The organism is Helicobacter pullorum (genome assembly GCF_900638355.1).
In the GTDB taxonomy this organism is placed as follows: Bacteria; Campylobacterota; Campylobacteria; order Campylobacterales; family Helicobacteraceae; genus Helicobacter_D; species Helicobacter_D pullorum.
Window position 1 is genome coordinate 1,671,507 of record NZ_LR134509.1, and the last position, 21,056, is coordinate 1,692,562.

Below are 21,056 nucleotides of genomic sequence, written 5' to 3' on the forward strand. Positions count from 1 at the left end.
TATTATATAACAAAAAGGTTAATTTAATATTAACCAAAACCATACGCCATTAGCCCGGTTTTTGGGCTATGGATTTGGGCATTAAATATTTTATATCCCATTACACATACTGCTTATAAAATTCCTCTAATTTGCCTAGTGCCTGTGCCACCACGTTTGGCTTAAAATATGTCTGTATGTGCGTAGAATCTTGCAACCTAAAAAGCTCCTTTGTATCTGTGCCACTTGCCCTTTGATACGCCTCCTCGCTCATATACGCCGTATCTGCCTTATCGCCCACCATTAGCAAAAGTGGCTTGTTTATAAGCTCGATTTGATTGAGTGCATCAAAGCTCATAAGCTCCAAAAGTGAAGCTGTGGTGTAAGCAAAGCTAGAGTTTGGGTGTGCGTGTGTGTCGCCATAATATATTGCGCCCTCGCGGTATAAATCCGTGTCAATCTTGGCTAGCTCTGGCTGGCTTAATTTCACAGGGGCAGCTCCAGTGTAGAGCATCTCTCCTAAAGCCTGCTTTGCTCTTGCCCTTGAAGCTTCCTCTAAGCGAGCTTGTATGCTTGAAATTTGAGAATCCAAAAAGCCATTGCGTCTTACTAGCCCGCTATTAAACATACTAAGCGTGGCGATTGCTTTTAGGCGTTTGTCTGTTTGTGCGGCTTTAAGCGTGTAACCTCCACCGCCACAAATCCCTAAAATCCCTAGGCGATTGTTATCCACGCCCTTAAAAGTAGAGATAAAATCTATAGCCGCGTATATATCCTCTATGCGATTAGTTGGGGTATCGACATTTCGGGGGCTTCCCTCGCTTGCTCCTTGATAGAGCGCATCAAAAGCTAGTGTTACATAGCCCATTTGTGCGAGATTTTGTGCATACAACCCTGCCACTTGCTCTTTGACCCCTCCATTTGGGTGAGCTACCACGATAGCAGGATACTTGCCACTAGATGTAAAGTTTGGTGGTAGATAGACATTTGCCACTGCCTTAAGCCCTCGTGTGTCATAGGATACTTGCTTAAGATTCACCTTGCCTTTTTCGTTTTTGCTTATGGCGTTTTCATACACTAAGCCAAAGGGATTTCTAGCTACATTACGCGCGGCTTCTTGGCTTTTATTGAGTGTGTTTTGATAAGCTTTTGAGCTTTTAGCTTGTGGGTATTTGCTAGAATCTGCAAAAATATTTGTAAATGCACTTGCCATCAAAACTCCACTGGCTAAGCTTGCAGAATTTCCTAAAAAGCTCCTACGATTTGGTTTTTTCATCTTTTCTCCTTGAAATTTTTATGAGATTCTAAAACCTAACACCTAGTGTCTGTCAAGGACAAAAAGAAAAATGTGATCAAAAATTTCTATCTTGGGCTAAATAAGATTCTATACAATCATTAGAATCTACACTAACAAAAGTATGTAAGGTATGGATTCTAGAATCTCACCCTTTTCTTGCATTTGACATATTCTTTATTAAGCGGGTTTATATCATCTTTTTGCTTGGCTATCATTTCTTTGTAATATGCTACCTTATAATCAAGCTTTTCTAGCACTACTTGGAGTTTTTCTATATCATCAAGCGTTTTTTGTCTCTGTCTTTGGATAATCTCTAACCGCTCTTGTGCGGTATTCTCGCCCTTAGCACATAGTGTAATGTAGTATTTTATATCCTCTATACTCATACCAATCTGCCGATAACAATCTATCCAAAATACCCACTGTACATCTTTCTCGCTAAAATACCGCACATTATTACTATCTTTTTGCACAAAAGGAAAGAGTCCCTTATCCGCCCAAAACCTCAAAGTCCTAGAGGCTACGCCTGTTTTTCTCTCTACTTCGATGATTGTGTATGCCATAGTTTTCCTTTGCTTGAATTTTTTGCATTATAACACACTTAACACTTAGTGTTTGTAATAAAGATTAGAATTTATCAAAGAGAGTAGAGAGCAAAATTTATCTTGAAAATGAATTAATGCGATATATCTTAAAGAGTTTTTGGCACTGCAAATCACAAAAATACAAAATCTACGCCAAGTGAAATATAATAAATTATCGCTCTAATTTAACAAAACTCTATCAATGTTAGCACAATATCATCATTTTATATATTTATATAACTATATATCAATATATATTGACATATTAATGTATAATAGATATAATCCTTTAACTAAAATGATTTTCTTAAGGAGTGCATATGCAAACAAAAGCAATTGAAATCTTGCTAACATTTATGCTATATTTTATTGAATTATCCTTACTTTTTATAGCTATAACAATGGCAGTTGAATACCTTAACACACGTTTTAATAATATTTTAAAGAGATTTTTAACAAACAATATTTTCGGGTATTTTAAGGCGATTTTACTCGGTGCTTTGACACCATTTTGCTCGTGTTCTACCATACCGCTTTTTAAAGCCCTCTTAGAATCAGATGTAAGACCTAGCATTTGTGTGGCTTATCTGCTTACTTCACCCTTGCTAAATCCCGTAATCATAGCTATGTTTATACTAAGCTTTGGTTTAGATATAGCAGTGTATTATGGTATTTTTGTTGTCTTCAGTGTTTTTATTTGCTCTTTTTTACTTTCTTTTGTGAATTCTAGTTTGCTCATCAAGACTAAGCCCAAAAAGTATAGCACAGCCTTTAAACCAACACAAATCTCAAATTCTCATTTGCAAAATGCTATTTTTACCACAAAAGCCAACAATACCTGTTGTGTAAAAACTTTTAATAACACAAAAGCTACCTTATCTTTAAAAGAATTATTCCAAGAAGCATTAAGAGAATACAAAAAAATATTTGTCTATCTTTGCATTGGAATGATGATTGGAGCATTTTTGCATGGCTTTGTGCCACAGGGATTTTTGGAGCAAACTTTATCTAAGTTTGGAGCTTTTAGCATAGTGTTTGCAGCCCTAATAGCAATTTTACTCTATGTTCGCATAGAGGCTATTATACCCATTGGGCTTGGACTTATGGGAGCAGGAGTGCCACTTGGTGCAGTGATGAGCTTTTTGATTGCTGGGGGTGGCTGTTCCTTGCCTGAACTTATTTTGCTAAAATCCATAGTGAAAAATATCTTTTTAATCCTTTTTGTGGCAATAATACTTGCAATGGCCATTGGATTTGGGTTAATATTGTATTATGGAATCTAGGAGGCATAAATGGAGGAATTAGAGAAATTTTTACATATAATGGGTGCTGTATATGATGAAAGTAGAATAAGAATCTTAGCATTTTTACTACATTACAAAAAAGAGCACACAATGCTTTGTGTGTGCGATTTACAGCATTCACTTGATATGTCGCAATCAAGACTTTCAAGACATCTTAAGATTCTTAAAGATGCAGGATTTTTGAAAGTAAAAAGGCAAGGTGTGTGGGCGTATTATGGTATCAAAGATAGAGTATCCTCGCCTTGTCTTGTCTTGCTTGAAGAGATTAAAAGGCTTAATTTAGAAATACCGCCTCTAAATTTTCACAAAAACACTCTTACAAAAGAATGAATTTGTATTTAGCCGTGCTTGTTTTTAGTTGTTTTTGGAAGTTAAAAGTCTAAACTATAAAAATTAAAAGATTCTAATAGCAAAATCTTACTATCTTATACACTACGCCTGTTTTTCTCTCTACTTCGATGATTGTGTATGCCATAGTTTTATCCTTTTTTTTAAAATATTATAGCATATTACATCAAGTGTTAGCTTTTATTTAAAGTCTTATGTAAATTTAGCACAAAAGTTAAGATAAGCTCTTAGTTAAACTTTGTAGAAATTTTATATATTTAATAAAGCTATAAAAGCTAAGAGCTAGTGTTTGTTGTAAAATTTATGCTAAAAATATTTTTTATCTTTTTATCAGCACCTTAAAATCATCTTTTTTGGTTTTTAAAATTTCTATGCCATTTTTGCCACTGCTAGTTTCTAAAACCTTGCCAAGATAAACTAGCCCATTATAAGGAGGTTGTTTGGCATAAAAAATCCCTATATTGCCCCATGGAGCGAAATAAAACAAATCTCCGATTTGTGGATTATAACCCTCTGTGTTTTTGACACTTAGAGGCTTTGGCAGATGGGCTATTTTTTCTTTGCCCACATAATCGCTAAATTCTAAGCTCAAAGGCAGCTGTACCACAAACTCCCTTGAAGCCGTATTATCCTCTAATTCTACTTTCACATATTTGCCCTCAAACTCTAGTTGTATTTGCATTGTCTGTGCCATTACCACACTCCCCAAAAATAGTATCAAGTATGCAATTTTTGCTTTCATCGCTCTCAAAGCCCCACGCTTTTTGCTTGGTCTGAACCTATTGGGTATCGTTCCCCTACGATTTTTATCTCTTGTATTTTTAAGTCTATTTCTTGTAATTCTTGTTTGGAAAAGCTAATCTTTAAAGCCCCTAGATTTTGCTTTAAGTGTGCTAATTTAGTCGTCTCTGGGATAGGCATTATAAAGGGTTTTTGTGCTAGTAGCCACGCTAGAGCGATTTGTGCGGTTGTGGCTTCTTTGCCATCTACAACTTTGCTTTTTGATATCTCTTTTACAAGCTTGATAAATGCTTGATTTGCCCTTAAAGCCTCAGGTGTGAAACGTGGGAAAGACGCCCTCATATCAAGCGTTGGGTGAAATCTCGTGTTTTCATTCATAAGCCCACCCAAAAATCCTCTCTCTAATGGAGAATACGCAGTAAAACCGATACCAAGCTCCTCACAAGTTTGCAGCACGCCATTACCCTCAACCTCTCTCATCATCATAGAATAATGACTTTGAATCGAAGTGATAGGGCAGATTTTATGGGCTTTTGCTATCGTCTTTGCCCCCGCTTCACTAAGCCCATAATGGCGGATTTTACCCATTTTTATAAGCTCACTCATCGTATCTGCCACTTCCTCAATAGGCGTGTCAGTATCCACTCTGTGCTGGGTATAGAGGTCGATATATTCGCTCTTAAGCCTTTTTAAACTCGCATCAACTGCCCTAAAAATAGACTTTTTGCTTGAATCTTGCTGCTGTTTATTAAAGGGATAATATAGCCCAAACTTCGTGCCAATCACGACTTTATCGCGTCTATCGCCAAAAGCCTTGCCAAGCAAAATCTCATTAGTATGTGGTCCATAGATTTCTGCGGTATCAAAGTATCGCACACCAAGTTCATAAGCCTCATGCAGTAGCTTTATCATAGCCTTTTCTTCCGGTGGTACGCCATGATTTGCACTCATACCCATACACCCTAAGCCCAAGACTGAAACCCTAAGTGTGGCAGAATCTTTGCCCAAGATTCTAAAAGGTAGTTGTGTAGTATTCATATTTTCTCCTTTTGTTTGTGATTTGATAGAATCTGCTAAGAGCATATTTGCTCCTAAACCTGCCAAAGCCACGCTACTAGCGACTTTTGCACCTAATTTTAAAAAATCCCTTCTATTTTGAAATTCGTTGTTTTGCATAGTTTGCCCCTTAAGGATTTTAGGATTCTTAGAGAATCTCAAATCTTAGAATCTAATTTGGTTTAGAATCTATATCAAGTAGTCCAGAATCTTGGCTAAGAATATGCATTTAAGCTAGATTGATGACTTTAGATTCTCAAATAAAAGTATAAAGAATGAGAGCTAGTCTAAGTCAAGAGACAGGATTAAATATTTTAAATTTTATTTTTTAGTGCAGTTATAAATTCTTTAGCGATATAATAGCTCATCAAAGGTGGCACAGCATTGCCTATTTGTGCGTAAGTGGCTCCATTGCTACCATAAAAAATAAAGCTATCTGGAAAACTTTGAATCCTAGCACATTCCCTGACACTTAGTCGCCTATGTAAATTTGGGTGGGGGTGAATCACCGCTCCACCTCCACGACTACCTCGTCCCGTAATCGTTGGAGCTGGTTTATCCCATTCTAGTTTGCGATTTCCTACATAGCCATTAATGGTAATTTTATGTTTACTTCCTGTGTGATTTGGGATATTTTCATCATATTCTAAAGGCAAATCAGAAATTGCATCTTTTAAGGTTTTTGGTTTTGCCTTGAGGGCTTTAGGGAAAGAGATTTCGGTTTTTATATCAAGCCTTTTGCCGATGATAATTACTCTTTTTCGATTTTGTGGCACTCCAAAATCACTTGCATTTAAAAGTGTGTGTTTTAGTTCATAACCACAAGATTGAAAAGTAGGCAATATTTTTTCATAAAAATTTTCTTTAAAACCTTTACCGCTTTGAATCCCTGCTACATTTTCTACCAAAAAATATTTGGGCTGTTTATCCTTTAGCACTCTAGCATATTCCAAGTAAAGACTATTGTATCTGGAATCCACGTTACGATTTTTACCATTAGCGATAGTGAAACCAAGACAAGGAAAACCACCGATTAAAATATCTGCATTTGGGATTTCCTTTGTATCTAGCCCATAAATATCTTTGCAAAGGATATGTTTACCGATATTTTTCGCATAAGACTCACAAGCCTCCTTGTCAATGTCATTAGCAAAAACTATATCAAAACCAGCTTTGATAAAACCTAAATCAAGCCCACCACAGCCAGAAAAAAGGCTAATGGCAGTTGGTTTGTTGGATTCCACATTATTAAATCTCATGCTAAAACCTTATAGTTTTTGTCAAATTCACCAAAAAGTCTTTCTAAATCATTAAAAATATTTTGTTTTGTTAAAAGTTTAGATTCTACATCACTGAAATATTTTATAAAACTATGGTGAAGCTTAAAATCAAAATCATTGACAAGCTTTATTATACTAGAATCTAAATAGCTAAAATCTAAAAATATTTTCTTATTGCAGTGTGCTATAAGGATATTTCTATCAATACGCAAGGAATTTCCTTCGTATCGGTTAATGAGTTCTAAAAAACTTTCTTTGCTTGTTGTTGAATCTTTAAAAATTTTTACAACTTCACTACCATTGAAAAAATAAAGTTCCATTTTCGTATCATCTTTGATAACAAGCACCAAATCATCGCTATAAATAAATTCTGCCATTTTGTTGAATTTTTCTCTAAAGGATTCAAAGCTTGAAAGGGTATCAATGAGTTTTAAAAGTTTTAAAAATTGTGGTTTAGAGCCAACTCCTGCACCATCGCTAGACTTTCTTTCACTTAAATAATTATCCACTTTCAATGAATCAAAAAGCACTCGTTTTTCAAAACTTCCCATATTGATTTCTGTATTTTTAGCTATGAGTGTTTTAAGTGAAAAAGAATAATGATTGGGAAATATAATATCCGCCTTTTCCCTACGATTACTTGCAATTTTGTCTTTCACATTGATAAAATAATCACTCACTTCATAGCTTAGATTCTTTCTTTCTTGAGTATCTGCTACACAGCCATTAAAAATAATCGCTAATAAATCCTCAAAAACCCTCGCACTCGTTTTTCTCTTTGCAACTTCGTTAGAACTTATAAAACGATAGAGATAGTTGTAAATATAGAGTGTAAAAAATTTGTGTTTATTTTTTTGGAGGTAAGAAAAAAAATCATAAATTTGATTTATGGTTGTAATCTTGCTTGGAATGATAGATTTTGCACATAAATATTCACTAATGATTTTTATGCTATCAAGTTCTTTAAGCATTAGTAAATCTCCAAAAATAGAATCAAAATGTCGCTATTGTAGCATATAAATCATAAAGAATAAAAATTGTAAAACCTTTTATTTGCAGAGAATCTGCTAAGAGCATATTTGCTCCCAAACCTGCCAAAGCCACGCTACTAGCGACTTTTGCACCTAATTTTAAAAAATCCCTTCTGTTTTGAAATTCGTTGTTTTGCATAATTTGCCCCTTAAGGATTTAGGATTCTTAGAGAATCTCAAATCTTAGAATCTAATTTGGTTTAAAATCTATATCAAGTAGTCTAGAATCTTGGCTAAGAATATGCATTTAAGCTAGATTGATGACTTTAGATTCTCAAATAAAAGTATAAAGAATGAGAGTTAGTCTAAATCAAGGGGTAAATTAGAAAATTATACAAGTTTGTAAAGTTATGAAAAAATAAGCCAAATAAAGCACTTTGCTCATCTTTCATACCCTCTTAGGCAGATTCTAAAACTATATGATAATCTCACCCCAACAACACTAACTCCAAGCTTTCATCGCTACCTTTTGCCCTAAAATATCACAAAAGATGCTTTTAGCATAATGTGCAAATAAGCCTTAGCAAATCTTGCCTTTAGGCTAAATTCCATAGCATAAGCCTCTGTGAATATCTACTTTGCTATCTCATCTATCGCACTTAGGGCATTGAGACTTCTAGGATAGCCGATGTAGGGCACTAGAGCTGTAATCACTGCAATGAGTTTAGCCCTATCATTGCCATTACGCAAATTCCCTGCGATATGCGCTCTTAGCTGCGGCTCTGCTCCACCCATAGAGGCGATATACACGAAAGTTATAAGCTCTCTAAACTGCAGCTCTAACCCTGTGCGTGTGTAATAATCCCCAAAGCAATTTGCACTTAAAAAATCGCGTATATGCCTTTGGTCGCTTGGGGCGGCAGCATTGGATTTATCTATCCCCTCACCAAAGAGCACCCTTTGTGTTTCTAAACCCTTTTGTTTGCGATTTTCCCTATTTGTCGTGCCTTGAGATTCTAAAGGTAGTTTGATACCTCTTTGCTTAAAAATTGTGTTAGTGAGGCTTACAATCTCAGCGATTTTACCCATTCCCACATAGGGCGTGGCTTGATACACCACTTCTTTGATAGCAATAGGGTTTATCCCTAGATTCAAAGCTGCATTAAGCATTGTCCCAAACTCCTCTTTTGCTGGGATTGCCACCAAAGAAGCAAGGATAATCAAAAGTCTTTCATGCTCTTGCAGGGGCGATTTCTCCCATACCTCATCAAAGGCGAAATTTGCGTAATTTGTGAAAAACTCTAAATCCTCTTGTGGTAGTGTGCTTGTGCCAAAAAGTCTCTCTAAATTTGCCTTAGCAGTTGGTGTTAAATCATTCATTGTTGTCTCCTTGATAGGTGAAATAGTGTTTGTGGTAGCCTCTAAAGCATACAAATCATCAAATGCAACAAAAGCAAGGGAAGCTCCAGCAAGTTTTAATGAATTTCCCAAAAACCCTCGCCGATTTTTTGCCATTGTGCCTCCTTAAAAAGAATTCAATAGAATCTAAACAACACATACATTGTGCTTATTATGCGACGTGGTTAAAGCATTTATACTTTAAAGATTCTATACAATGCAATTATAAAAGATGAGAGTTAGTCTAAGTCAAGAGTTTTTTACAAATGCAAACATAAATTTAGAATCTATGCCTAGCTAACTTGAAAAAGTAGGAAAAATTTTTAATAATCAAAATATTTTTGTGACTTTTAATTATTTAGAAAAGACAAAATAAATTTTTCAAGCTATTTATGAAGTAGAAAAATATTGCCATGTAGAGCCAAATGAATAGGACTAGATGATAAGACAGAAAAATTTGGAAAAATTTTGCATTTACCCCTTGACTTAGACTAACTCTCATCTTTTATAATTGTGTATTCTTAGCTTGTATTCTTTATAAGAAAGCCCGTGAGCGATAGATAAATAGGGGTATAAAGGGATATAAGTGAGATTCTAAACTTAATCACAAAAGGAGCAATTATGCAAGATTCACATAAGAGACGAGCGTTTTTAAAAACAGGTGCAAAAGTCGCTGGTGGAGTGGCTTTGGCAAGTATGGGGATTAGCACACTTTTTGCGGATTCTAACAATACTCATAGAGTAAATGCTGGGCAAGACACGCAGGGTGTAACGCTGCTAGGAGATTCTAAGATACCTTTTAAAAACGGAGAGAGAGAATCCCCGCACGCGGCTATGCAGCCTTTGGCAAAGAATGGAAATTTAAGCCCTATACTTTCACTCGCCACCCATTAGGGCAAGAAGATGTGCTTATTGAGATTCTCTATGCTGGAATCTGCCATAGCGACTTGCACGCTGTGAGTGGCGATCATGGGAGTCCAATCTATCCTATGGTGCCCGGTCATGAGATTATGGGCAAAGTCGTGGCAGTGGGAAGCAAGGTGCGTAAGTTTAAGGTTGGCGATTATGCCGGAGTGGGCTCTATCTTGCAACAACACCTCATCACCAATCTCTTAGAAAGCCGAAAATTCAATGTGCTTGATAGAGATTCAAAGGGCTATTATGACTTAGAAAAAGCACTCATCAAAAGCCCTGATGCACAAAGTGATGAGATTTACAAACTAGGCAATGTGCTAGGAAGCGATTATTTTTTGCTCTTTGGCATACAAGGAATTGCAGGTCAAACCAAAAAAAGCAATCTCACCAACAAAGAAATTCACCAAGTCGAAATTGTCGTGGATTATCGCGTGATTTTGTTTGCCACTAGGCAAATCAAATATTCCAACACCCTAACTATGTCCCTAAACCTCAAAGATGACAACCTAAGCACCAACCAAGAAGCCCTAAAACAAGTAGCACAAAAGATTTCTGATGATATTTTAAACGCTATTTATCCTCTAAAAGTTGCCAATATCGCCAACAATGAAGCGGTATTTTCTCAAACTCTAAAAGTTGGCGATGTCTATGAATGCTTTGCTTTGGGCGAGGCGATTAAGGATTCTTACACCAAAGAAACCACCGGAAGAATCGAAACCAAAGTAGGTGAAGTAACCATCACAAGAACAAACCCCAAAATGTCCCTATGGAAACATCACGCAAGGTAGCGTTCAAAAAGGCAATCTATGCCGCCCTTTAGGAAGTTCCAATGGTGGGGGTGAAGGCAGAGATGCAAACTACTCAATTAACCCAAGCGGTGGAGTAAATCTAGGCTTTTAAGCCAAGCTCCGCCTTGTTAGAAATGTATAAACCAATTTTATAAACCTGCAAAATCTAAAATATTTTGACCGCCCAATGCCTCAAAGATAGCCCTTAAATGCACTAAGATAGCAACTCCTCATAAGCCCAACAACCCTCTACAAACCCCCAAACAAGCTCCAAAATATCTTTTTCACCTAAACTCCTTACTTTGCATTCGCTCATTGTACAAAAAGATTCTAAAGCCTCATTAAGAGTTAGCCTTGATTTGTGCTAATGTATTTTAGAATCTAAAAGCCCCATATACCTTGCCACATATTTTTTGAGATTTAAAGCTTTCATAGATTTTAGCTCATAATTTTTCTTTTTCTCTTGACAGACACTAGGTGTCAGGTTTTAGAATCTTACTTTAGAATCTTGCTAAGGCAAGATTATCAAAAAGCTTAAGGAGGCACAATGCGCGATAAAAACAAACAGCCCTTGCAATCCTGCGATTCTCCCCAGAGAGCCTCAAGGCGAGATTTTCTTAAAGAAAGTTCTAAAATGCTGGGTGCGGGGCTAGCCTTTAGCACATTAGGTGCTATAAATCCGATATTTGCGGCTACACAAGCCAAAAAACAAAATCCAAACAAAAAAGGAGACAATATGCAAACAATCACTTTAAATAATGGCGTGAAAATGCCAATTTTAGGCTATGGCGTGTATCAAATCGATAAAAAAGAATGCTAGCGATGTGTAGAAGATGCGCTAAGTGTAGGGTATAGGAGTATTGATACAGCAGCGAGTTATTTTAACGAAGAAGCCGTAGGTGCAGCGATAAAGGCAAGTGGTATAAAACGCGAAGAGCTGTTTATCACCACAAAGCTTTGGATTACTAGTACAAGTGAATCTAAGGCAAAGAAGGCGTTTGAGACTTCGCTTAAAAAGCTAGGGCTAGAGTATCTTGACCTCTATCTTATCCACCAGCCATTTAATGATGTTTATGGTGCGTGGCGGGCGATGAGCGCGCTCTATAAAGATAAACTTATACGAGCCATTGGGGTAAGCAATTTCTATCCTGATAGATTGGTGGATTTTTGCTCATACAATGAGATAAAACCCGCTCTCAATCAAGTAGAATGCAGCCCAATGCATGCACAATTTGAGGCACAAAAGATAATGCAAGAATACAATGTCGCTATGGAATCTTGGGCGCCTTTTGGCGAGGGCAGAAATAATATGTTTGGCAATCCAACCATCGCTGCCATTGGCAAAAAATACAATAAAAGCGTGGCACAGGTGATTTTAAGGTGGCTAATACAGCGAAATATCATAGTCATTCCAAAGACCACGAGAAAAGAGCGTATGATAGAAAATTTTAGTGTCTTTGACTTTGAGTTGGATTCTAAAGATATGCAGACTATGGCGAGTCTTGATGATGCAAAAAGCCTCTTTTTTGACCACAGAGACCCTGCGATGGTAAAGTGGCTTAGTGAGTATAAGGCGGATATTTAGCGATTATCAAGAGCAAAAAAGCATTCTAAAGGAAAGCTCCCTTTAGAATCGCTACAAAATTTCTAAAGCAAAACCTATATAATAAAATTTCACATTGCATAAAAAGCTTCACAATATCCCAATGTATTGCCTCCCAAGCCATAACTTCTAAAGCTTGACCAAATTTTACCAACAATTCCTTTATAGCAATCATCGCAGACAAAGAGCTTAAGTAAGCAAATACCTTTTATACTCTTCAAAAGGTAGCTTTGTAACATCACTCTTATTCTCTGTATAATCAACATCAAAGATACAAAGGCTCTCTAAGTCCAAATACCTAAGTCGCGATACAAAAGCACAGCCACCACAACTAAGCCCGCTACACTCCACAACAAACTTGCTATAATGCTGGGGATTAAAATCCATGGAATCTAAAAAGCAATCTTAAATCCTATAATGCGATGGGTTAGCTTAGATTCTGTGCTTTTGAGAAACTAGAATCTATGAGTATGGATTCTTGCTAGAGTAGAATGACATCAATAAATCTGCTATAATGGTAGGGTATAAAGCTGTAAGGAGCAAACTATGACTATCACATTAAGAAATGTGGATTTTGAGACTTTGCAAGTGATTGAGAGTTTAAAGGGCTTAAAAAAAGATTTAGAGATAGAGAAAATCCCAAATGATGAGACCCTAGAGGCGATGAAGGAATGTGAGGAGATTTTGGCAAATCCGCAGAAGTATAAGGGATACAGAAATGTAGATGAGTTATTTGAGGAGCTTTTGCGTGATTAAGTATGAGGTGAAATATTCCAAGCTTTTTAAAAAAGATTTAAAACGATACAAGCATAATCATAAAACCCTAGACGCCGCCAAGCAAATGGTGAAGCGACTAGCAAATGATGAAGCCCTAGAGCCAAAACACAAAGACCACGCCCTAAAAGGTGAATACACAGGATATAGAGAATGCCACATAGAGCCAGAGTTGCTACTTATCTATAAAAAGCAAGATGATATATTGGTGCTAGTGTGCTTTAGACTAGGGAGTCATAGTGAGTTGTTTAGTTAAGAGCAAGTCAAAGATATGTGTTTAATGGCATAAATTTTAAGAAAAGGAGCAAACCATAACTGTAGTGCTTAAAAATGCGGATTACACTACTTTGGAAGCTATCAAAAATTTGCAAAAAATGCAAAAGAATTTAGAGATAGAAATACAAGAGGACAAAGACTTTGAATTTATACGACAAAAAATGCGACAAAAGTTAGACTTACCACGAAATAAAGCCGTATTTGAAAGGCTAAAAGATAAATGAAATATCTAAGCCTAGATGAGGCTATTATTTTACACAATGATATTATGGAGGCGATGAATGGGCTACAAGGCTACAACAAAAGCCAAATTAGCTACCTAGAATCTGCCCTCACACATATACAAAATGATGAGTTTTATCCTAGGTTTTTAGACAAACTTACACACTAATCTTTTCGTGTGTAAAATTCCACCCTCTTCCTTTATATTGTCCTTTTGGACGGCAACAAACGCACTGCTTTATACATTGCAAAAGCATTTATAAAATTAAATTATCCTGAATTTTTAAGAGAAGATTTTTATGAAAAACTAGAAGATGTCGTGGTAGATGTCGCAAGTGGCGAGATAGATAAAGAAAATTTAAAAAAGATATTAATCGAAATATTAGGCTTATAAATGCAAAAAATCATAAAACTTGATGTGTATAACGAGAAAAATGAGTATATGGGAGAAAAGAGATTCTAGCTAAAAAATAGAGCCTAGAATCTATGAGTATGGATTCTAGCTAGAGTGATCAATCCACCCAAGCAAGTCAAATCTGTTATAATGCCAACACATAAGCGATACACCAAGCAAAACAACAACAAACAAAAGGACTACGTAATGGCGGATTTGGTTATAGATTCCATTTTGGCATTTGCCTCTTTACACAAGGATATACAACTCGTTACCCTAGAGGGCTCAAGGGCTAATGTCAATGCCAAAAAGGATAGATTCCAAGATTATGATATAAGCTTTTTTATGGAGGATATTTCATCTCTGCGTCAAGATACTGCGTGGCTTGGGCATTTTGGCAAAATTTTGATGATGCAAATGCCAGAATCTATGGAGCTATTTCCACCGGATTTAAAAGAAGGGTGGGAGAGCTATCTTGTGCTGTATGAAAATGGGGTAAAGATTGATTTTACACTGATACCACTAAGTGATGTGGAATATTATTTCACACACGAGAAACTTACACAAGTTTTGCTAGATAAAAATGATGTAGTGTCAAAGACTATGGGGCGTGAGATTGTCCCAAGTGATGAGGATTTTTGGCTCAAACCCCTCACACAAAGAAGTTTTGATGATTGCCTAAATGAGTTTTATCATCTCAAAGGCTATGCACTAAGGGCATATCTAAGAGATGAGGCTATGAGTATGAATGCTTATATAGATTCTATGCGGGAGGCATTGTTAGTTTTGCTGTGCTGGGAGAGGGCATTAGAGGCTTTGAGGGGTGGAGATTCTAAAAGGGCGTTGTTAGCACCCACAAAGCCTAATAAAGACAAGGAATTAGATTGTGATGAGAGGACGCAAGAGCTAAGGATTCACACCAAGAGATTTCAGCATAACTTTAGCTTTGGAAAGCACTGCAAATACCTCCCTGACTTTCTTTCTAAGGGGACTTATAAGACTTTGTTAAAGACTTATAAACTAGGCGATATTACACAAAGCTATAAAGCTTTGAAAGCTTTGCAAAGGCTTTGTGATGAGACAACTAGCAAAATAGCTAAACACACGGGCTTTGTGATTCCAAACTACAAAAAAGCTATCCATACATACTACAAAGCCCTAAAAAAGCTATAAGCAAATCTAATCCTCATCATACAATCCCACAAGATTTTTGTTTGTTGCTATTTTGTGAGATATATCCACTTTCAAAACCTCAAGAATATTGCTTGATTCCAAACAAGGAATCTCTTGGGTTTTTGTCAAAACAATAGAATCTCTTGTGTTTGCTTGTTTGAGAGTATAGCTTTTAAATCCTGCCAAAAACGCACTATAAAGCATTGAAGAATTTTGACTATAAGTAGTAATAATGCAATCCTTTGAAGTGAGCAAAAAAAGTGTTTTAAAATATTCATAAGTCCATAATAGCTTATTTTTGTTGGGGCTAAAGGCATCTTGAAAAACTATATCAAAAACCATTTGCTTCTTTTGAAAGCCCCTCAATATCTCCCTTGCATCTCCCAAATGCAAAAAAACTTTAAAATCGCCCTTTTGATAAAAATGCTTTTGTGTTAATTCTGATAATATCTCTGTATCTAGCTCTTTGGGGTAAGAATATTGCAACAAAGTTTGAATCAAATTTCTATCCATTTCAGGAGAATGAATCTCTAAAGCTTTGATTCCATTTTGATAAGCATAGTTAATCGCACAAAGCGTGTTGTATCCAAGCCCAAAACAAATATCAAGAATCTTGAGATTGCGCTTATTTTTGTGGAAATAGAAACTTGGCAAAATATGTTTGTGCAAAGTTTCTTGCAATGCCCCATCTTGCGTAGAATGATAATGCTCTTGGAAAACCTGACTAAAAAGAGTGAAACTTTTATCACTAGTTTGAATATTCATTTTGACAATCTTTAGTATAAATTAACACATTATTTTATACAATTCCATTATTTTTTTGCAAATTGTTGCACTTTATAAGGATTGATAGTGGGATTTGTAGATTTTTTTAAAACTTTCAAAAAAGACAATCAAGAAAGAGCGACCCCAAAAGAAGCTCCTAGTCATTGGATAAAATGCCCTAGCTGCAATGCCTTGATGTATTACAAAGAAGTCATTGCACAATACCACACATGCCCAAAATGCAATTTCCATATGCGTATTGGGCTAAAAGATAGAATCTCTCTAATCTGCGATGAAGGCAGCTTTGTAGAATTTGACAAAGAACTAGCCCCCACAGATCCTTTGAATTTTGTGGATAAAAAAAGCTACAAAAAACGCATTGAAGAATACGAGAAAAAATGCGGACGCCCAAGCTCTATTGTCAGTGGAGAATGCACAATCAATGGCATTTCTGCACAAATTGTCTTATTTGATTTTAACTTCATGGGAGGTTCTTTGGCTTCTGTGGAGGGAGAAAAAATTACAAGAGCTATCCATAGGGCTATTGCTAACAAACAAGGGCTTATTATCGTCAGTGCAAGCGGGGGAGCTAGAATGCAAGAATCCACCTATTCGCTAATGCAAATGGCAAAAACCTCTGCTGCACTCAACGCACTTAGCAATGCCAAACTGCCTTTTATCTCTATTTTAAGCGATCCAACAATGGGAGGCGTTAGTGCTTCATTTGCGTTTCTTGGAGATATTATTATGGCAGAACCGGGTGCAATGATTGGATTTGCTGGAGCTAGAGTTATCAAACAAACTATTGGTGCGGATTTGCCACAAGGATTCCAAACAGCAGAATTTTTGCTTGAACATGGCTTGATTGATATGATTGTCCAAAGAAAAGAAATGAAAGAAAAAATCGCACAAATCTTGGAATATTTCAAAGCAGAATCCATCAATGGTTAAAATTATGGTGTATTACATTGCCAAAAACAAAGATATGAGCGATACTCTATGTGAAGAATTCAAAGCCTTAAGTCTTGGATTTGGTGTCAAACTTGATTTTATTAATCTTTTTTCAAAGTCAATCAAAGAGGGGCAAAAACAAGATTCACAAGAAGCCCAAAAATCTTATACCAAAGAATTTTTAAAGGTTTTCAAAAATCAACAATGCAAAATCGCTCTCTCCCCTAATGGAAAAAGTGTCGATTCTTTTGCGTTTTCTAAGCTCTTAGAAAATAAAGGAGAAATCGCCTTTTTTATCGGAGGTGCTTATGGATTAGAAGAATCTTTTATCCAAAAATGCCATTATTCGCTTTCACTCTCAAATTTAACCTTTAGCCATAAAGTAGCTAAAGTTGTCGTAAGTGAGCAAATTTATAGGGCTTTTTGCCTCATCAACAATCACCCCTATCACAAATAATGGAGGACTTTGTGCAGCAAACAGAAATAGAAGCTTTAAAAAAAATCTTAGAAACCAAAAAAAAGGCGATATTAGATAACAATTTTGACCACCAAAAGAGCATGGAAAATCTACGCGGAATCTCTTTGGACGAAGCCGATGAAGCAGCAATGAGCATGAAAAACACTCTTGATGGACTAATCTTTGAGCATCATCATAAAGAGCTAGAATACATAGAGAGGGCATTAGAAAAAATTGAAAATGGAGAATATGGGATTTGCGAAATGTGCGATGAACCAATTAGTATTCAAAGACTAAAAGCAAAACCTCATGCGAGATTCTGTATTATATGCAGAGAAATAGTTGAAAAAGATTTAAAGGGTAGAAAATGAAATTTAAATATTATCTTGGAGCTTTATTTGTTTTTATTGTGTTGCTTGGATTGTATGTTTATAGCCTAAGTGGCTTTAGCTATACTTATCATATTCCTTTTACGCTACAAACCATTACATTGCCTATAGCTATATGGTTTATTATCCCTGTAATTATGTTTTTTGTTATTGTGATTTTCTTAGAAGTGGGCGGTGCTTATCGTATGTGGTATAAACGAACTAAATACAAAAATGACTACAAACTTCTTCTTACACAAATTGAAAATCAACTTTTATGCAAAGAAGTCCCCTATAAAGAACCTTCTATGAATCGCTACAAAAAACTCTCCATTTTGTTAAGCAATCTAACCTTTGACATCAAAGAAGGCACCCCAATTAAAAGCGGTGAAGTGAGATTAGATGAGATGATAGAAACACTAGGAAATCTAAAAAGGGGCGAATATGTCAATCTCAAGAAATTTAATCCGGGCGAAAAATGCCCCTTTTTGAAATTGAATATTTTAAATGAGATTCACAATGATAAAAAATTTGCCGCAGAGGTGCTAAAAAAGCAAAATTACGATGAAGAATATAAACAAGAAGCTTTCAAAAAGCTTTTAGAAGCTGGCGATTTAAAAGATATTAAACGCTTTGTTGGGGAAATAAAATTCAACAAAGACTTGGCTAATAAAGTGCTTGGAATGTGTTATGCACAAAAAATGGATTTTAGTGATGAAGAAGTGGCAAAATTATGTGCAGAGGTTGGCTACAACAAAGAAGATTATCTTGCTTTAGCACAAAAAACAAAAGAATGCTATGAGCCTTCTAGTTGGGTAAGATTATTTGAATCTTTAGCCAACAAAGATGAAAATGCAGAATTAGCCTATTTTTATGTATTGTTAGAACTTGAAATGATTGATGAAGCCAAAGAAAGATTAAACTCACACCCGCAAAATGAACTTCTAAAAATACGCGCTTATTTAGATTTAAAAAATTTGGGGAAAAACTATCCATTAGAACTTTTTTTGCTAGATAAATAAGAAAGGTTGTGAAGTGGTACGCCCAGAGGGAGTCGAACCCCCAACCCTCAGATCCGAAGTCTGATGCTCTATCCAATTGAGCTATGGACGCAAAAAAGAGATAGAATCATATCTTAATTAATTTTAATAAATACTAAAGGCACATTATGAAAAAACTTTTAATTTTATTTTTACTTACTCTTCAAAGTCTAGCGTCAAAACCCATCTTAGCCGTCAGCATTCCCATGCAAGAAGAATTTATACAAAAGATTGCTGGTATGGAATATGAAATTATCTCTCTTGTGGAAAAAGGGGTAAATCCTCATGATTTTGAGCCAAAATTTTCGAGTATCAAGAAAGTCAATGAGGCGATTGCATACTTTTCAATAGGAATAGAATTTGAAGATTCTTGGTTAAAGAGATTTAAACAGCAAAATCCGCAAATGCAAATTTTCCCTTCTAATGCTGGGATTGATTTTATCAATTTTGCTCAAAATACACATCATCATGAGAATCATAGCCACGACAATGGAGATAAGCACATTTGGCTCTCTACCTCTAATGCAAAACAAATCGCTACTAATCTTTACAAAGCCCTCTCCACTCTTAACCCCCAAAAAGACTATTCTAAAGCCTATGAAGCACTTATAATAGAAATAAAAAATACCGACAAAATCATCAAAGAAAATCTAAAAAACCTACCCAAAGGACAAAAATTCGTCGTCTTTCACCCTATGCTTGGATATTTTGCAAAAGATTATAATTTAGAAGAAATTTCTATTGAAGTAGAAGGCAAAAGCCCCAAAATGAAAGAAATGATGAAAGTAATCAACACCATAAAAAAGGAAAATCTTAAAATTATTTTTGCTCAACCAGAATTTTCTACCAAAGCCGCTGAATTCATTGCACAAGAATCAGGAGCTAAACTTGGCTATTTTTCGCCCCTACAAACCCCTTGGGCAGAGAATCTTATAGATTTTTCCAAAACCCTAAAAGCTATGCAAGAGTGAAGATTTAAACAATCTCACTCTACTAAAATTAATCGACTTTAGAATCAATCCTTCTTATATTTCCAAAACCGAATAAACCGGGGTAATTTTCTTCAATTCTTCAGCCCCCTTTAGCTCTTGTAGATTGATAATAAAACAAGATTCTACGCACTCTGCACCAGCTTTTTTGATAAGATTTGCCGCTGCATAAGCTGTCCCACCTGTGGCGATTAAATCATCAATCAATAAAACTTTTGGGGTATGTTTTAAAGAATGATTTTTAAACGCATCAATATGGATTTCAATCTCGCTAAACCCATACTCCAAAGAATATTTTTCAGAAATCGTTGTATAGGGGAGTTTTCCCTTTTTGCGAATAGGCACAAACCCAATCCCCAAAGAATACGCCAACGCCGCCCCAAAGATAAATCCGCGACTTTCAATTCCAGCCACATAATCCAAATGATAATCCCTATACCGCCTACTTAAAGAATCCATAAGAAAACTATAAGCCTCTTTATTGTTAAGAAGCGTAGTAATATCCCTAAATACGATTCCGGGTTGTGGAAAGTCCTTTATCTCTCGGATAGAATCCAAAAGCATATTTTTGTCTTGTTGTGTTAGCTCCATATCCTTCCTTTATCTTAGAGTAAAGCTTCTATTTTTTGCTCTAAATCTTTGATTTTACTTTTGTATTTTTCAGTTTCCACGCGATATTGCGAGTTTCTTTGCTTTAAAGTCTTGACTTCATTCCTCAATGCCGTAATTTCATCAGTTAAAATATCAATATTCCCCAAAGCCCTTTGGAGCTGCAATTGATGTTTTCGTATAAGAATCTCTGCCTCTTGTAGAGTTAGCTTCATCACTGCACTATTTTTCTCTTCCTTTTGCGCAACACTTTTATAAAAAAAAGTTTTCACTATCATAAATAAAACAAACAAAATAAATGCTGTCAAAAACAACCATTGTGCAAATTGAGCCATAAATCTATCCTTATTGTAACTTTTCTACTCTAATAGCGTGCCTTCCACCTTCAAACTTCCCTGAAATAAAACTTTGCAAAATCATTTCTGCCATTCCAATGCCAATCACCCTAGCCCCAAGACAAAGCACATTGGCATCATTGTGCGCCCTTGCCATCATTGCTCCATAAGGCTCATTACAAAGTGCAGCTCGAATCCCTTTGTGGCGATTAGCAGCAATACTCATTCCAATCCCGCTTCCACAAACCAAAATCCCCAAACTCCCCTCTTCTTTCAAAACTTCACCACAAAGCAAATTAGCAAAATCAGGATAATCCACGCGATTATTATCATAAGGTCCCAAATTAACCACTTGATGCCCCATTGACTTCAAAATCTCTGCCACACTCTCTTTAAGCTCAAAACCCGCATGATCACTTGCAACAAAAATTTTCATTAT

The 21,056-nt window shown here is 35.9% G+C and carries 29 protein-coding genes, 1 tRNA gene and 1 pseudogene; 17 read left to right on the forward strand and 14 right to left on the reverse strand.

Going from position 1 to position 21,056, the window contains the following annotated elements; translation table 11 throughout:
- Positions 1–100: 100 nt before the first annotated feature.
- Together EL247_RS08135 and EL247_RS08140 are read right to left on the reverse strand one after the other, a co-directional pair.
- Positions 101–1,255, reverse strand: a complete 1,155-nt coding sequence (locus EL247_RS08135; protein ID WP_232019759.1) for an alpha/beta hydrolase — start codon at positions 1,253–1,255, stop codon at positions 101–103.
- Between the two features lie 158 nt (positions 1,256–1,413).
- Positions 1,414–1,839 carry a MerR family transcriptional regulator gene (locus EL247_RS08140; protein WP_126442179.1) on the reverse strand — a complete coding sequence of 142 codons (426 nt, stop codon included), beginning with the start codon at positions 1,837–1,839 and terminating at the stop codon, positions 1,414–1,416.
- 341 nt (positions 1,840–2,180) lie between these two features.
- Here EL247_RS08140 and EL247_RS08145 point away from each other — a divergent pair, with 341 nt between their 5' ends.
- Positions 2,181–3,143 (forward strand): permease, encoded by a 963-nt coding sequence (locus EL247_RS08145; protein WP_126442180.1) that lies wholly within the window; start codon positions 2,181–2,183, stop codon positions 3,141–3,143.
- A 9-nt stretch (positions 3,144–3,152) separates the two neighbouring features.
- Positions 3,153–3,494 carry an ArsR/SmtB family transcription factor gene (locus EL247_RS08150; protein WP_005021586.1) on the forward strand — a complete coding sequence of 114 codons (342 nt, stop codon included), beginning with the start codon at positions 3,153–3,155 and terminating at the stop codon, positions 3,492–3,494.
- A gap of 337 nt (positions 3,495–3,831) precedes the next feature.
- Here EL247_RS08150 and EL247_RS08155 read toward each other — a convergent pair whose 3' ends face one another.
- The 6 genes from EL247_RS08155 to EL247_RS08180 all read right to left on the reverse strand — a co-directional run bounded on the left by EL247_RS08155 (position 3,832) and on the right by EL247_RS08180 (position 8,940).
- Positions 3,832–4,254, reverse strand: coding sequence for a cyclophilin-like fold protein (locus EL247_RS08155; RefSeq protein ID WP_232019760.1), 423 nt, complete (start codon positions 4,252–4,254; stop codon positions 3,832–3,834).
- A 5-nt stretch (positions 4,255–4,259) separates the two neighbouring features.
- Entirely contained in the window at positions 4,260–5,429 is a 1,170-nt protein-coding gene (locus EL247_RS08160; protein ID WP_232019761.1) for an aldo/keto reductase, read from the reverse strand.
- Positions 5,430–5,623: 194 nt separating this feature from the next.
- Complete coding sequence (locus EL247_RS08165) at positions 5,624–6,568, reverse strand: DNA cytosine methyltransferase (protein WP_126442182.1); 945 nt, start codon at positions 6,566–6,568, stop codon at positions 5,624–5,626.
- On the reverse strand, positions 6,565–7,560 hold the full coding sequence (locus EL247_RS08170; protein WP_126442183.1) for a hypothetical protein: 996 nt from the start codon (positions 7,558–7,560) through the stop codon (positions 6,565–6,567). Before EL247_RS08170 ends, EL247_RS08165 begins: the two co-directional genes overlap by 4 nt.
- A gap of 22 nt (positions 7,561–7,582) precedes the next feature.
- Entirely contained in the window at positions 7,583–7,759 is a 177-nt protein-coding gene (locus EL247_RS08175) for a twin-arginine translocation signal domain-containing protein (protein ID WP_126442184.1), read from the reverse strand.
- A 434-nt stretch (positions 7,760–8,193) separates the two neighbouring features.
- Positions 8,194–8,940, reverse strand: coding sequence for a carboxymuconolactone decarboxylase family protein (locus EL247_RS08180; protein ID WP_126442227.1), 747 nt, complete (start codon positions 8,938–8,940; stop codon positions 8,194–8,196).
- A gap of 639 nt (positions 8,941–9,579) precedes the next feature.
- Between EL247_RS08180 and EL247_RS08660 the strand changes: the two genes are divergently transcribed.
- From EL247_RS08660 to EL247_RS08195, 4 genes and pseudogenes are all read left to right on the forward strand, one after another.
- Positions 9,580–9,852 carry a hypothetical protein gene (locus EL247_RS08660; protein WP_126442185.1) on the forward strand — a complete coding sequence of 91 codons (273 nt, stop codon included), beginning with the start codon at positions 9,580–9,582 and terminating at the stop codon, positions 9,850–9,852.
- A pseudogene (locus EL247_RS08665) lies at positions 9,777–10,773 on the forward strand (alcohol dehydrogenase catalytic domain-containing protein). Before EL247_RS08660 ends, EL247_RS08665 begins: the two are co-directional and overlap by 76 nt.
- 435 nt (positions 10,774–11,208) lie before the next feature.
- The gene (locus tag EL247_RS08670; RefSeq protein ID WP_232019763.1) at positions 11,209–11,481 is read left to right on the forward strand and encodes a hypothetical protein; all 273 of its coding nucleotides are present in this window, start codon (positions 11,209–11,211) and stop codon (positions 11,479–11,481) included.
- A 39-nt stretch (positions 11,482–11,520) separates the two neighbouring features.
- The gene (locus tag EL247_RS08195) at positions 11,521–12,246 is read left to right on the forward strand and encodes an aldo/keto reductase (protein ID WP_232019792.1); all 726 of its coding nucleotides are present in this window, start codon (positions 11,521–11,523) and stop codon (positions 12,244–12,246) included.
- Between the two features lie 207 nt (positions 12,247–12,453).
- Here the strand turns inward: EL247_RS08195 and EL247_RS08200 are convergent, their stop codons facing one another.
- Positions 12,454–12,651: a hypothetical protein gene (locus EL247_RS08200; protein ID WP_104745742.1), complete on the reverse strand. Its 198-nt coding sequence runs from the start codon at positions 12,649–12,651 to the stop codon at positions 12,454–12,456.
- A gap of 159 nt (positions 12,652–12,810) precedes the next feature.
- Here EL247_RS08200 and EL247_RS08205 point away from each other — a divergent pair, with 159 nt between their 5' ends.
- From EL247_RS08205 to EL247_RS08225, 6 genes are all read left to right on the forward strand, one after another.
- Positions 12,811–13,020, forward strand: a complete 210-nt coding sequence (locus EL247_RS08205) for a hypothetical protein (protein WP_104745743.1) — start codon at positions 12,811–12,813, stop codon at positions 13,018–13,020.
- Positions 13,016–13,294 carry a type II toxin-antitoxin system YafQ family toxin gene (locus tag EL247_RS08210; protein ID WP_172594093.1) on the forward strand — a complete coding sequence of 93 codons (279 nt, stop codon included), beginning with the start codon at positions 13,016–13,018 and terminating at the stop codon, positions 13,292–13,294. Before EL247_RS08205 ends, EL247_RS08210 begins: the two co-directional genes overlap by 5 nt.
- A gap of 91 nt (positions 13,295–13,385) precedes the next feature.
- A complete protein-coding gene (locus EL247_RS08215) occupies positions 13,386–13,538 on the forward strand; it encodes a hypothetical protein (RefSeq protein ID WP_158653936.1) in 153 nt (50 codons plus the stop codon).
- Entirely contained in the window at positions 13,535–13,705 is a 171-nt protein-coding gene (locus tag EL247_RS08745; protein WP_324809195.1) for a hypothetical protein, read from the forward strand. Before EL247_RS08215 ends, EL247_RS08745 begins: the two co-directional genes overlap by 4 nt.
- 45 nt (positions 13,706–13,750) lie before the next feature.
- Complete coding sequence (locus tag EL247_RS08750) at positions 13,751–13,930, forward strand: hypothetical protein (RefSeq protein ID WP_306452731.1); 180 nt, start codon at positions 13,751–13,753, stop codon at positions 13,928–13,930.
- Between the two features lie 114 nt (positions 13,931–14,044).
- Positions 14,045–15,103, forward strand: a complete 1,059-nt coding sequence (locus EL247_RS08225) for an aminoglycoside 6-adenylyltransferase (RefSeq protein WP_104745746.1) — start codon at positions 14,045–14,047, stop codon at positions 15,101–15,103.
- A gap of 6 nt (positions 15,104–15,109) precedes the next feature.
- Here the strand turns inward: EL247_RS08225 and EL247_RS08230 are convergent, their stop codons facing one another.
- Positions 15,110–15,868 carry a tRNA (5-methylaminomethyl-2-thiouridine)(34)-methyltransferase MnmD gene (locus tag EL247_RS08230; protein ID WP_104745747.1) on the reverse strand — a complete coding sequence of 253 codons (759 nt, stop codon included), beginning with the start codon at positions 15,866–15,868 and terminating at the stop codon, positions 15,110–15,112.
- 87 nt (positions 15,869–15,955) lie between these two features.
- Between EL247_RS08230 and accD the strand changes: the two genes are divergently transcribed.
- From accD to EL247_RS08250, 4 genes are read left to right on the forward strand one after another with little or no spacing between them, the layout of a single operon-like run.
- A complete protein-coding gene (gene accD / locus EL247_RS08235; RefSeq protein ID WP_054195207.1) occupies positions 15,956–16,819 on the forward strand; it encodes an acetyl-CoA carboxylase, carboxyltransferase subunit beta in 864 nt (287 codons plus the stop codon).
- The gene (locus tag EL247_RS08240) at positions 16,812–17,276 is read left to right on the forward strand and encodes a 23S rRNA (pseudouridine(1915)-N(3))-methyltransferase RlmH (RefSeq protein WP_005021640.1); all 465 of its coding nucleotides are present in this window, start codon (positions 16,812–16,814) and stop codon (positions 17,274–17,276) included. Before accD ends, EL247_RS08240 begins: the two co-directional genes overlap by 8 nt.
- Before the next feature lie 11 nt (positions 17,277–17,287).
- A complete protein-coding gene (dksA, locus tag EL247_RS08245; protein ID WP_005021642.1) occupies positions 17,288–17,647 on the forward strand; it encodes an RNA polymerase-binding protein DksA in 360 nt (119 codons plus the stop codon).
- A complete protein-coding gene (locus EL247_RS08250; RefSeq protein WP_065836773.1) occupies positions 17,644–18,666 on the forward strand; it encodes a hypothetical protein in 1,023 nt (340 codons plus the stop codon). Before dksA ends, EL247_RS08250 begins: the two co-directional genes overlap by 4 nt.
- 14 nt (positions 18,667–18,680) lie before the next feature.
- On the opposite strand, the gene EL247_RS08255 is transcribed toward EL247_RS08250, so the two are convergent.
- Positions 18,681–18,757, reverse strand: a tRNA-Arg gene (locus EL247_RS08255).
- 55 nt (positions 18,758–18,812) lie between these two features.
- On the opposite strand from EL247_RS08255, the gene EL247_RS08260 reads away from it, so the two are divergent.
- Positions 18,813–19,655, forward strand: a complete 843-nt coding sequence (locus tag EL247_RS08260) for a metal ABC transporter solute-binding protein, Zn/Mn family (RefSeq protein ID WP_104745748.1) — start codon at positions 18,813–18,815, stop codon at positions 19,653–19,655.
- Between the two features lie 54 nt (positions 19,656–19,709).
- Here the strand turns inward: EL247_RS08260 and EL247_RS08265 are convergent, their stop codons facing one another.
- Genes EL247_RS08265 through rpiB form a run of 3 tightly spaced genes read right to left on the reverse strand, consistent with a single transcriptional unit; the run spans position 19,710 to position 21,053 of the window.
- Positions 19,710–20,264, reverse strand: a complete 555-nt coding sequence (locus tag EL247_RS08265) for an adenine phosphoribosyltransferase (RefSeq protein ID WP_126442186.1) — start codon at positions 20,262–20,264, stop codon at positions 19,710–19,712.
- Positions 20,265–20,278: 14 nt separating this feature from the next.
- Entirely contained in the window at positions 20,279–20,617 is a 339-nt protein-coding gene (locus EL247_RS08270) for a hypothetical protein (RefSeq protein ID WP_005021651.1), read from the reverse strand.
- 10 nt (positions 20,618–20,627) lie between these two features.
- Positions 20,628–21,053 (reverse strand): ribose 5-phosphate isomerase B, encoded by a 426-nt coding sequence (gene rpiB, locus EL247_RS08275; RefSeq protein WP_104745750.1) that lies wholly within the window; start codon positions 21,051–21,053, stop codon positions 20,628–20,630.
- Positions 21,054–21,056 lie beyond the last annotated feature (3 nt).

What these genes read in the sequence shown, in the direction of transcription:
- EL247_RS08660 (WP_126442185.1), top strand. Translation starts at nt 9,580, where the DNA reads ATGCAAGATTCACATAAGAGACGAGCGTTTTTAAAAACAGGTGCAAAA.
- EL247_RS08135 (WP_232019759.1), bottom strand. Translation starts at nt 1,255, where the DNA reads ATGAAAAAACCAAATCGTAGGAGCTTTTTAGGAAATTCTGCAAGCTTA.
- EL247_RS08160 (WP_232019761.1), bottom strand. Translation starts at nt 5,429, where the DNA reads ATGCAAAACAACGAATTTCAAAATAGAAGGGATTTTTTAAAATTAGGT.
- EL247_RS08140 (WP_126442179.1), bottom strand. Translation starts at nt 1,839, where the DNA reads ATGGCATACACAATCATCGAAGTAGAGAGAAAAACAGGCGTAGCCTCT.
- EL247_RS08145 (WP_126442180.1), top strand. Translation starts at nt 2,181, where the DNA reads ATGCAAACAAAAGCAATTGAAATCTTGCTAACATTTATGCTATATTTT.
- EL247_RS08745 (WP_324809195.1), top strand. Translation starts at nt 13,535, where the DNA reads ATGAAATATCTAAGCCTAGATGAGGCTATTATTTTACACAATGATATT.
- EL247_RS08175 (WP_126442184.1), bottom strand. Translation starts at nt 7,759, where the DNA reads ATGCAAAACAACGAATTTCAAAACAGAAGGGATTTTTTAAAATTAGGT.
- EL247_RS08180 (WP_126442227.1), bottom strand. Translation starts at nt 8,940, where the DNA reads ATGAATGATTTAACACCAACTGCTAAGGCAAATTTAGAGAGACTTTTT.
- EL247_RS08205 (WP_104745743.1), top strand. Translation starts at nt 12,811, where the DNA reads ATGACTATCACATTAAGAAATGTGGATTTTGAGACTTTGCAAGTGATT.
- EL247_RS08260 (WP_104745748.1), top strand. Translation starts at nt 18,813, where the DNA reads ATGAAAAAACTTTTAATTTTATTTTTACTTACTCTTCAAAGTCTAGCG.
- EL247_RS08170 (WP_126442183.1), bottom strand. Translation starts at nt 7,560, where the DNA reads ATGCTTAAAGAACTTGATAGCATAAAAATCATTAGTGAATATTTATGT.
- EL247_RS08155 (WP_232019760.1), bottom strand. Translation starts at nt 4,254, where the DNA reads ATGAAAGCAAAAATTGCATACTTGATACTATTTTTGGGGAGTGTGGTA.
- EL247_RS08270 (WP_005021651.1), bottom strand. Translation starts at nt 20,617, where the DNA reads ATGGCTCAATTTGCACAATGGTTGTTTTTGACAGCATTTATTTTGTTT.
- EL247_RS08165 (WP_126442182.1), bottom strand. Translation starts at nt 6,568, where the DNA reads ATGAGATTTAATAATGTGGAATCCAACAAACCAACTGCCATTAGCCTT.
- EL247_RS08670 (WP_232019763.1), top strand. Translation starts at nt 11,209, where the DNA reads ATGCGCGATAAAAACAAACAGCCCTTGCAATCCTGCGATTCTCCCCAG.
- EL247_RS08250 (WP_065836773.1), top strand. Translation starts at nt 17,644, where the DNA reads ATGAAATTTAAATATTATCTTGGAGCTTTATTTGTTTTTATTGTGTTG.
- EL247_RS08240 (WP_005021640.1), top strand. Translation starts at nt 16,812, where the DNA reads ATGGTTAAAATTATGGTGTATTACATTGCCAAAAACAAAGATATGAGC.
- EL247_RS08230 (WP_104745747.1), bottom strand. Translation starts at nt 15,868, where the DNA reads ATGAATATTCAAACTAGTGATAAAAGTTTCACTCTTTTTAGTCAGGTT.
- EL247_RS08265 (WP_126442186.1), bottom strand. Translation starts at nt 20,264, where the DNA reads ATGGAGCTAACACAACAAGACAAAAATATGCTTTTGGATTCTATCCGA.
- EL247_RS08200 (WP_104745742.1), bottom strand. Translation starts at nt 12,651, where the DNA reads ATGGATTTTAATCCCCAGCATTATAGCAAGTTTGTTGTGGAGTGTAGC.
- rpiB (WP_104745750.1), bottom strand. Translation starts at nt 21,053, where the DNA reads ATGAAAATTTTTGTTGCAAGTGATCATGCGGGTTTTGAGCTTAAAGAG.
- EL247_RS08150 (WP_005021586.1), top strand. Translation starts at nt 3,153, where the DNA reads ATGGAGGAATTAGAGAAATTTTTACATATAATGGGTGCTGTATATGAT.